The sequence below is a fragment of the Streptomyces chilikensis genome, from assembly GCF_001642695.1.
GTDB lineage: Bacteria > Actinomycetota > Actinomycetes > Streptomycetales > Streptomycetaceae > Streptomyces > Streptomyces chilikensis.
Genome location: NZ_LWCC02000115.1, coordinates 746 through 9,244, shown reverse-complemented (window position 1 = coordinate 9,244; position 8,499 = coordinate 746). Strand labels below are relative to the sequence as shown.

Annotated in this window: 8 protein-coding genes; 2 read left to right on the top strand and 6 right to left on the bottom strand. The window is 73.8% G+C overall.

Features of this window, described 5'->3' with window-relative positions; all coding sequences use genetic code 11:
* Positions 1-1,227, bottom strand: a 1,227-nt coding sequence (locus tag A2U95_RS25290; RefSeq protein ID WP_166027132.1) for a sensor histidine kinase, incomplete at its 3' end; no start/stop codon positions are given.
* A gap of 176 nt (positions 1,228-1,403) precedes the next feature.
* Positions 1,404-1,721 carry a cupin domain-containing protein gene (locus tag A2U95_RS25285; protein WP_166027130.1) on the bottom strand — a complete coding sequence of 106 codons (318 nt, stop codon included), beginning with the start codon at positions 1,719-1,721 and terminating at the stop codon, positions 1,404-1,406.
* A gap of 432 nt (positions 1,722-2,153) precedes the next feature.
* Here A2U95_RS25285 and A2U95_RS25280 point away from each other — a divergent pair, with 432 nt between their 5' ends.
* Both A2U95_RS25280 and A2U95_RS25275 read left to right on the top strand, forming a co-directional pair.
* Complete coding sequence (locus tag A2U95_RS25280; protein WP_166027134.1) at positions 2,154-3,086, top strand: 5-dehydro-4-deoxyglucarate dehydratase; 933 nt, start codon at positions 2,154-2,156, stop codon at positions 3,084-3,086.
* Positions 3,083-4,351 carry a glucarate dehydratase family protein gene (locus tag A2U95_RS25275; protein WP_166027128.1) on the top strand — a complete coding sequence of 423 codons (1,269 nt, stop codon included), beginning with the start codon at positions 3,083-3,085 and terminating at the stop codon, positions 4,349-4,351. Before A2U95_RS25280 ends, A2U95_RS25275 begins: the two co-directional genes overlap by 4 nt.
* Positions 4,352-4,476: 125 nt before the next feature.
* Here A2U95_RS25275 and A2U95_RS25270 read toward each other — a convergent pair whose 3' ends face one another.
* From A2U95_RS25270 to A2U95_RS25255, 4 genes are all read right to left on the bottom strand, one after another.
* Complete coding sequence (locus tag A2U95_RS25270) at positions 4,477-5,007, bottom strand: GNAT family N-acetyltransferase (RefSeq protein ID WP_166027126.1); 531 nt, start codon at positions 5,005-5,007, stop codon at positions 4,477-4,479.
* Between the two features lie 42 nt (positions 5,008-5,049).
* Entirely contained in the window at positions 5,050-6,225 is a 1,176-nt protein-coding gene (locus A2U95_RS25265) for an acyl-CoA dehydrogenase family protein (protein WP_166027124.1), read from the bottom strand.
* Between the two features lie 189 nt (positions 6,226-6,414).
* Positions 6,415-7,602 (bottom strand): 4-hydroxybenzoate 3-monooxygenase, encoded by a 1,188-nt coding sequence (locus tag A2U95_RS25260; protein WP_166027122.1) that lies wholly within the window; start codon positions 7,600-7,602, stop codon positions 6,415-6,417.
* 135 nt (positions 7,603-7,737) lie between these two features.
* Positions 7,738-8,499: IclR family transcriptional regulator (locus A2U95_RS25255; protein WP_338104486.1), on the bottom strand; the 762-nt coding region annotated here is incomplete at its 5' end.

Genomic DNA, 8,499 nt, shown 5'->3' with positions numbered 1-8,499 from the left:
GCCGCCCCAGGTGCCGGCGGTCGCGGAGAGCGCGGCCATGGGCGCCCGCGGACCGGGGACGGCCGGAGGCCGTCCGCCGTCCGCGGACCCGGGGTGCCCGGCGGGCCGCGGGTCCCCCGCGGCGGCGGGTGACCGCGGCGCCTCCTCCTGCAGGTGGGCGTCGGGGACGAGCAGGTCGGCGCGCATGCCGCCCGACGCGGACGGAGCGAGCCCCGCCCGCAGGCCGTACTCGGACATCAGCCGTCCCACCACCAGGAATCCGAGCCGTCCGGGCTCCGCCAGATCGGTCACCCATGCCCCGCCCGCGGCGAGGGAACGCTCCGCCTCCTCCAGCTGCAGCGGGGCCATGCCGAGGCCCTGGTCCTCCACGGAGAACCGGAGCCCGTTGGGCACCCGCTGCGCGTGGACCGAGACCGTGCCGCCGGAGTAGGCGGTCGCGTTGGCGAGCAGCTCGGTCAGGGCCACGATGGCCGGCTCCACGATCAGACCGTCGACGACGGTCTCACCGGTGTCCACCTGGTAGGCGTAGTCGACGGCGTCGCTGTGCCGGACACGTCCGCGGGCGCTCTCGACGATCTCCGCGACCGTGCAGCTGGCGCGCTGCACCCCCGGCCAGGAGTCGGTGAGGATCCGCAGCCGCTGCACGCTGTGGACGCCCATGGTGACGCTGTGGTCCACCTTGGTCAGGATGGACCGCAGGTCCTTGGCCCCCGCGTACGCTCCGCCGCCGGTCAGCTCCAGGTCGTCGAGGCCGTCGTCGATGTCGGCCTGGGCGTGCGTCAGCGCCGCCTGGACCTCCTCCGCGATGCCGCGCAGCGCCCCGCGCGCCGACTCCTCCACGCCGCGCCGGACCACGTCGCCCGCGCCGCGCACCAGGTTCTCGGCGGCGGAGAGATAGCCGGCGACCTCGGTGCCCTCGAACACGGAAGGGTGTGCGAGTCCGGCCGTGGCCGGCACCCGCACACCCTCCAGTTCCTGCACCACCTGGGGGAGCCGCCGCTCCACCAGTCCCTCCAGTTCGCCGATCACCTGCTGGGCGTACTGCCAGTGCCGGCCCTGTTCCTGACGGGCGAGTTCGGCGGCCTCCGCCTTCTCCCGGGCGGCCGCCAGGGCCTCGTCCAGTTGCCGCGCGGCCCGGCGCCTGCCCGGCAGGCAGGCCGACCACACCACGATCGCCGAACCGAGCGCGGACGACGCTCCGATGACCAAGTCCGTGTAATCGAGCACGCGTTATCGCCAATCGACCAGGAAGGTGTTGTCGTCGCCCCTGGGGACGGAACGCCGGAACCCTCGCCGGCGACCACTTCCCCGGAGCGTGTTCTTGCCGTGCCGGGCGCCGCGAACTCCGCCCGGGAAGAACGATCGGCCGGCCGCCGGTGCCCGCGGTCGGCCCGGGCCGGAACTCAGCCCTGGGGATGGAAGGCGAGCACCCGGCAGCCCGACGAGGAGGCCGGGAAGTGCACCGAACCAGGATGCCCGATGATGACGGTGCCGGGGCCGTGAACGGAGTCACCGTCGCTGAACTCGCCTTCGAGGACGTGCAGGATCTCCAGTTCCGCGTGCTCGTCCCTGCCGAAGGCCGCACCCGGGGCGAAGGTGAGTTCCATGAGGACCGACGGGTCGTCCGTCGTGCCTTCCTTGAGGATCTTCGCGGTGATGCCCTCCTTCACCTCCCTGGAGGGGACGTCGGTGACCGAGAGAAAACTGAATCCTTCGAGCATGCGTCGTGTCCTTCGGATCCGCGGCCACAGGGGAGCGCTGCGGGAAAGCAGCCCGGGCCTCAAGGGGGCGGGATCAGGAGACTATGCCCGGGGCATGGGGCGAACCAGGGAACCCGTGCACCACTTTCGCCCGGCACAGGGGTCTCGTGCACCACACGCCAGGCGGCCGGGAAAAGCACGGGGCGACGGTTCGGCACCGGGTCGTGCACGGGGGTGCGGAATTCCCCTGCCGGGGCTCCCGCGCATTGCCGGGGCTCCCGGAAACTCCCGGGACTCCGGAGGCGCGAGTGACGCGCCGTCAGGAGCGCCCGGAAGGCGGGGAGTCGGCGACGGTGCCTTGACCGGCTGTCGGACCGCGCCCTACAGTGCGGACGATGGTTCGCACATGAGAATGCCGTCCACATATGTAGACGTCAGGAGTCCGAGGTGCCCATGCTCGACGGCGTGCTGTTCTTTCCGGTCACTCCCTTCACCGCATCCGGACACATCGACAGGGACGCCCTCGCCGAACACGTCGCACGCGGACTCGACGCGGGCACCGGAGGCGTCTTCGCCGCGTGCGGCACCGGCGAGTTCCACGCCCTGGACCCCGACGAGTACGAGGAGGTCGTCCGCACCGTCGTCGAGACGACGGCCGGCCGGGTTCCGGTCCTCGCCGGCACCGGCGGCCAGCTGCCGCTGGCCCGGCGCTTCTCCCGCGTCGCCCAGGAGGCGGGGGCGGACGGCCTGCTGCTGCTCCCGCCCTACCTGGTCGAGTCGCCCGCCGCCGGCCTGGTCGCCTACACCCGGCAGGTCACCGAGGCGAGCGACCTCCCGGTGATCGTCTACAACCGCTCCAACGCCCGCTTCACCCCCGAAGCGGCGGCCGAAGTGGCGCGGCTGGACAAGGTCACCGGCTTCAAGGACGGAGTGGGCGACCTCGGCGGGCTCTCCCGCACGGTGCTGGCGGTGCGTGCCGCGCTGGCCGGCACCGGCAAGCCCTTCCAGTTCTTCAACGGCATGCCCACCGCCGAGGTGACCGTTCCCGCCTACCGGGGCATCGGCGTCGAGCTGTACTCCTCCGCGGTGTTCTGCTTCGCGCCGGAGGTCTCGCACGCCTTCCACCGCGCCGTCACCACCGGGGACCAGGACACCACCGACCTCCTCCTGCGGGACTTCTTCCACCCGCTGGTGTCCCTGCGCGACGAGGTCCCCGGCTACGCCGTCTCCCTGATCAAGGCCGGAACGGCGCTGCGCGGCCACGACGTCGGAGGCGTCCGTCCACCCCTCACCGACCCGGCGCCCCAGCACCTGGAACGGCTGCGCCGCATCCTCGACGCCGGACTCGAGATCGCCGGGCGGACCGGAGAGGAGGCCGGCCGGTGAGCGACGCGATACGGATCACCTCGGTCACCGTCACCCCCGTCGCCTTCCAGGACCCGCCGCTGCTCAACGCCGTCGGCGTGCACGAGCCCTACGCCCTGCGGGCCGTCCTCGAGGTGCACACCGACCAGGGGTTCCTGGGCCTCGGCGAGACCTACGCCGACAGCGGTCACCTGCGCCGCCTGCGCGCCGCGGCCGACGCCCTGACGGGTCTGGACGTCCACCACCTCGGCCGCGCCCGGGCCGCCGTCGCCCGGGCGCTCGACGGGGACACCGGCAGCGACGGTCACGGACTCACCGGGATGATCACCACCAGCAGCACCGTCGACCGGGTCTTCTCACCCTTCGAGGTCGCCTGCCTCGACATCCAGGGGCAGGCCGCGGGCCGCCCGGTCAGCGACCTGCTGGGCGGCGCGGTCCGCGACCGGGTGCCGTTCAGCGCCTACCTGTTCTACAAATGGGCCGCGCACCCCGGGGCGGAACCCGACGGGTGGGGCGAGGCCCTCGACGCCGACGGCATCGTCGCCCAGGCCCGCCGCATGGTCTCGACCTACGGTTTCACCGCCCTCAAGCTCAAGGGCGGGGTCCTCCCGCCGGACCAGGAGATCGACACCGTCCACGCGCTGCGCCGGGCGTTCCCCGGACTCCCCCTGAGGATCGACCCCAACTGCGCGTGGAGCGTGGAGACCTCGCTGCGCGTCGCCCGTGAACTCGACGGAGTGATCGAGTACCTGGAGGACCCCACCCCCGGGCAGGACGGCATGGCCGCCGTCGCCCGCGAGGCCTCCATGCCGCTGGCCACCAACATGTGCGTGGTCTCCTTCGAGGAGATCGCCCCCGCGGTCGCCCGCGGCGCCGTCCGGATCGTGCTCTCCGACCACCACTACTGGGGCGGCCTGCGCCGCTCGGGCCTGCTCGCCGGGATCTGCGACACCTTCGGCCTGGGCCTGTCCATGCACTCCAACTCCCACCTGGGCATCAGCCTGGCCGCCATGACCCACCTGGCCGCCGCCACCCCCAACCTGACCTACGCCTGCGACACCCACTGGCCGTGGAAGACCGAGGACGTGATCGCTCCGGGTGCCCTCACCTTCCGCGACGGAGCGGTGGCCGTGCCGACCCGCCCCGGGCTCGGCGTCGAACTCGACCGGGACGCGCTGGCCCGTCTGCACGAGCAGTACCTCGCCTGCGGTCTCCGGGACCGTGACGACACCGGCTACATGCGGCGCGTCGATCCCGCCTACGAGAAGAGGGTTCCGCGCTGGTGAACGGGCCGCCCGCCGGCGGCGCCGGACGAGGGGGCCGGTGCCGCCGGGGCACGGCGGGACGCGGCGGGGGCGCGGCCGTTTGGCCCCGCCCGCCTCCGGGCCGGGCCGGACGGCGGGCCGAGCGGTCACCCCTCGTCGCCCGCCGGCAGCGACTTCTCCAGGAGCGTGAAGGACTTCGGGGCGCCGCCGGGCTGGGGCTTGCCGTCCTTGCGGCCGACGACCCGGTAGCCGTTGCCGACGTAGTACGCGGTGAGCCGGGCGTTGCCGGCCAGGCAGTCCAGGCGGACCAGGTTCCGTCCGACGGCGGCCACCCGCTCCTCCGCGGCCCGCAGCAGGAGCCGGCCGGTGCCGGGCAGGGCGGTGCGGCGGTCGACCATCAGCCGGTGCACGTAGCCGGCCACCGGTGGCTGCGGCCCCCACGCCTCCTCGTCCTTCCACCACAACTCCCAGGCCCCGGCCAGCCGTTCGCCGGCCGTGGCGAGCCAGACCTCGCCGCCGCGGGCCGTCACCCTGCGGAAGTGCTCCTCGTCGAGCTCGCCCGGCCGCCACTGGCCGGTGACGTCCCGGGACAGCATCCACCGGGCGGCGTCGTCACGCAGCCGGACGAGCGCGGCGAGGTCACCGTCGGTCGCCGGACGGAAGCGGAGATCGTTCACGGCGCGATCCTCGCACGGACGCCGGCGCGGGTCACGGGGGCCTCAGCGGAAGGCGGCCTCGCCGGTGAGCGCCTTGCCGATGACCAGGGAGTGGACCTCGCTGGTGCCCTCGTAGGTCAGCACCGACTCCAGGTTGTTGGCGTGGCGGAGCGCCGGGTACTCGAGGGTGATGCCGTTGGCGCCCAGGACGGTCCGGCACTCGCGGGCGATGGCGATGGCCTCGCGGACGTTGTTCAGCTTGCCGACGCTGACCTGCTCGGGACGCAGGCGCCCCTCGTCCTTCAGCCGGCCGAGGCGCAGCGCGAGCAGCATGCCCTTGTCGAGCTCCACCGCCATGTCCGCCAGCTTCTGCTGGGTGAGCTGGTAGGAGGCGAGGGAACGGCCGAAGACGGTGCGCTCGGAGGCGTAGGAGATGGCGGCCTCCAGGCAGTCGCGGGCGGCGCCGATCGCCCCGAAGACGATGCCGAACCGGGCCTCGTTGAGGCAGCCGAGCGGGCCGGACAGGCCGCGCGCCTGCGGGAGCACCGCGTCGGCGGGCAGCCGGACGTCCTCCAGGACCAGCTCGCCGGTGACGCTCGCCCGCAGCGAGAGCTTCCGCCGGATCTCGGGGGCCGAGAAACCCGGGGTGCCGGCGGGCACGACGAAGCCGCGGACGCCGTCCTCGGTGCGGGCCCACACCACGGCGACGTCGGCGACCGAGGCGTTGGTGATCCACATCTTGGTGCCGTTGAGGATCCAGTCGGAGCCGTCCCGCCGGGCGTTGGTGCGCATGGCGCCGGGGTCCGAGCCGGCGTCCGGCTCGGTGAGGCCGAAGCAGCCGATGCTCTCGCCGGCCGCCATGCCCGGCAGCCACCGCTGCTTCTGCTCCTCGGAGCCGTACGTCCGGATCGCGTACATCGCCAGCGACCCCTGCACCGACACCAGGCTCCGCAGCCCGGAGTCGACCGCCTCCAGCTCCAGGCAGGCCAGGCCGTAGGCGACGGCGCTCGTGCCCGCGCACCCGTAGCCCTCCAGGTGCATGCCGAGCACGCCGAGCTTGCCGAGCGTGCGGGCCAGTTCACGGGCGGGGATCGCGCCCTCCTCGAACCACCGGGCGACGTGCGGGCGCAACTCCCGCTCGCCCAGCGCCCGTACGGTCCGCTGGATCTCACGCTCCTCGTCGCTCAGCAGACCGTCGACGTCGACGAGATCGAAGGGGTGGACGGACGAGGTGTTCATCTCCGGGCCTCCGTGGGAAACGTGCGGACGAGGTCCCCCGGTCCGCCGGGGACTGCGGACGGGCCGACGGGGAAGGCGCTGGCGCCTGGTGCGCGGAACACGTTAGCGCCACCGGGCCGCCGCCCCCGCGGGCAGGCGGGCGGCGACGGTCCGCCCGGCCGGAGGCCCGACGACGGCCCCCGGCCACCCCTACACGTCGAGCGCGGTCCGGGGCAGCGGCCAGCCGGTGTACGCCTCGGCGAGGTAGGCGCGGCCCGCCTCCGACTCCACGACCGTGCGCAGTTCGCCGATCTGCCGCATGCGGTCGAAGTCGTCGGCCTCCGGCCGCAGGTGCAGCATGTTCGTCATCCACCAGGAGAAGTGCTGCGCCTTCCAGACGCGCCGCCGGGCGGCCTCCGGGAACGCGTCGAGCGGACTCCCGTCCCGGTCGATCAGCAGCGCGCGCAGGGCGTCGGTGAGCAGGACGACGTCGGCGACGGCGAGGTTCATGCCCTTGGCGCCGGTCGGCGGCACGGTGTGCGCGGCGTCGCCGACCAGCACGACCCGTCCACGGCGCGTGTCGTGGGCGACGAAGCTCCGGAAGCGCAGCACGTCCCGCTGGAAGACGGGGCCCTCCTTCAGCGTGGTGCCGGGGACGCGCGCCTGCAGGATCTCCCACAGCCGTTCCTCGGTGTACGCCTCGGGATCGGTCCTCGGGTCGCACTGGAAGTACATGCGCTGCACGCCGGGGCCGCGTTGGCTGATCAGGGCGAAACCGTCGGGCGAGTTGCTGTAGATCAGCTCCTCCGCGCTGGGCGGCGCCTCGCACAGGATGCCGAACCAGGCGAAGGGGTACTCCCGGAAGTGCCCCCCGCGCGCGCCGGTGACCGCTTCGCGGGCGACCCCGCGGGAGCCGTCCGCACCGACCACGACCTCGGCCTCGATCTCGATCGGCCCGCCCTCGGAGTCCCGGGCGACGACCCGGGGCCGGTCCGTCCCGGCGTCCTCCACGCGCTCGGCGGTCACCTGGAACCGCAGGTCCTGGCCGGCCGCCAGACGCGCGGCGACCAGGTCCTTCAGCACCTCGTGCTGCGGGTAGAGCCACACCGCGCGGCCCACGGTCTCCGCGAAGTCGATCCGGTGGCCCTCGCCGTCGAACCGCAGCTCGATGCCCTCGTGCTTCTGCCCCGCGGTGAGGACCCGGTCCGACGCCCCGGTGCGGTCGAGGACCTCGACCGTTCCCTGCTCGAGGATGCCGGCCCGGATGGTGGTCTCGATCTCCTCACGGCTGCGGGAGTCGATGACGACCGACTCGATGCCGTGCCGGCCGAGCAGGTGGGACAGCAGCAGGCCGGCGGGACCTGCGCCGATGACGGCGACACGGGTGCGGACGGGCATCTCGTCTCCTTCGAGGGCCGGGGATGGCAGGAGTCTGGCGCGCGGCGCGCCTGTTGACGACGGCGCTTCCCGTTCAACGGGAAGCGCTCTTCGGGCGGGCCGGGCGGGCCGGGCGCCCGGAGCGCGCCGCGGCCGCTACGGCAGGTGGGCGCCGACCGCGGCGGAGATGCCCGCGGCCGCGGCACGGAGCTCGTCCACGGCCGGGCGGGTGGGCGCCTCGCGGGGGAGGACGACCGACAGCGCGGCGATCACCCGGCCGCGTCCCTCCCGCACCGGCACGGCCACCCCGGTCGACACGGTCTCGACCGTCCCCGGGGCGACGACGACGCCGTCGCGCCGGATGCCGGCCAGGATCCGGCGCAGCCGTGCCGGGTCGGTGACGGTCTCCGGCGACACCGCCTCCAGCGGGGCCCCCAGGACGCGGTCCTGCAACTCCCGCGGGCCGTGGGCGAGCAGGACCAGCCCGGACGACGAGGCGTGCAGGGGCAGCCGGCCGGCGATCCGGGTGATGTTCGCCCCCGCCTGCGGATGGGACAGCCGCTCGACGAAGAGCGTCTCGTCGTTCTCCAGCACGGCGAGCTGGGTGTGCTCCCGCACCCGTGCCTGCACCCGCTCCATGAACGGCAACGCCGCCTGGCGCAGCCGCAGCGCGTGGGAACCGCGCAGGGCCAGCTCCCACAGCCGCATGCCCAGACGCACCCGGTGCTCCTCGTCGCGTTCCAGCAGCCCGCACTCCACGAGGTCGGCCACCATGCGGTGCGCCGTGGACGACGGAAGGCCCGCGCGCCGCCCGATCCCGGACGCCGTCTGCACCGTGCGGTCGGTGTCGAACGTCTCCAGGACGCGGACGATCCGCTCGGTGACCGTCTCGCCGGACGGTGAATTCGCCATGGTCCC

Excerpts from the sequence above, each read along its gene's own strand:
- A2U95_RS25265 (WP_166027124.1), bottom strand. The coding sequence starts at position 6,225 with ATGAACACCTCGTCCGTCCACCCCTTCGATCTCGTCGACGTCGACGGT.
- A2U95_RS25280 (WP_166027134.1), top strand. The coding sequence starts at position 2,154 with ATGCTCGACGGCGTGCTGTTCTTTCCGGTCACTCCCTTCACCGCATCC.
- A2U95_RS25285 (WP_166027130.1), bottom strand. The coding sequence starts at position 1,721 with ATGCTCGAAGGATTCAGTTTTCTCTCGGTCACCGACGTCCCCTCCAGG.
- A2U95_RS25260 (WP_166027122.1), bottom strand. The coding sequence starts at position 7,602 with ATGCCCGTCCGCACCCGTGTCGCCGTCATCGGCGCAGGTCCCGCCGGC.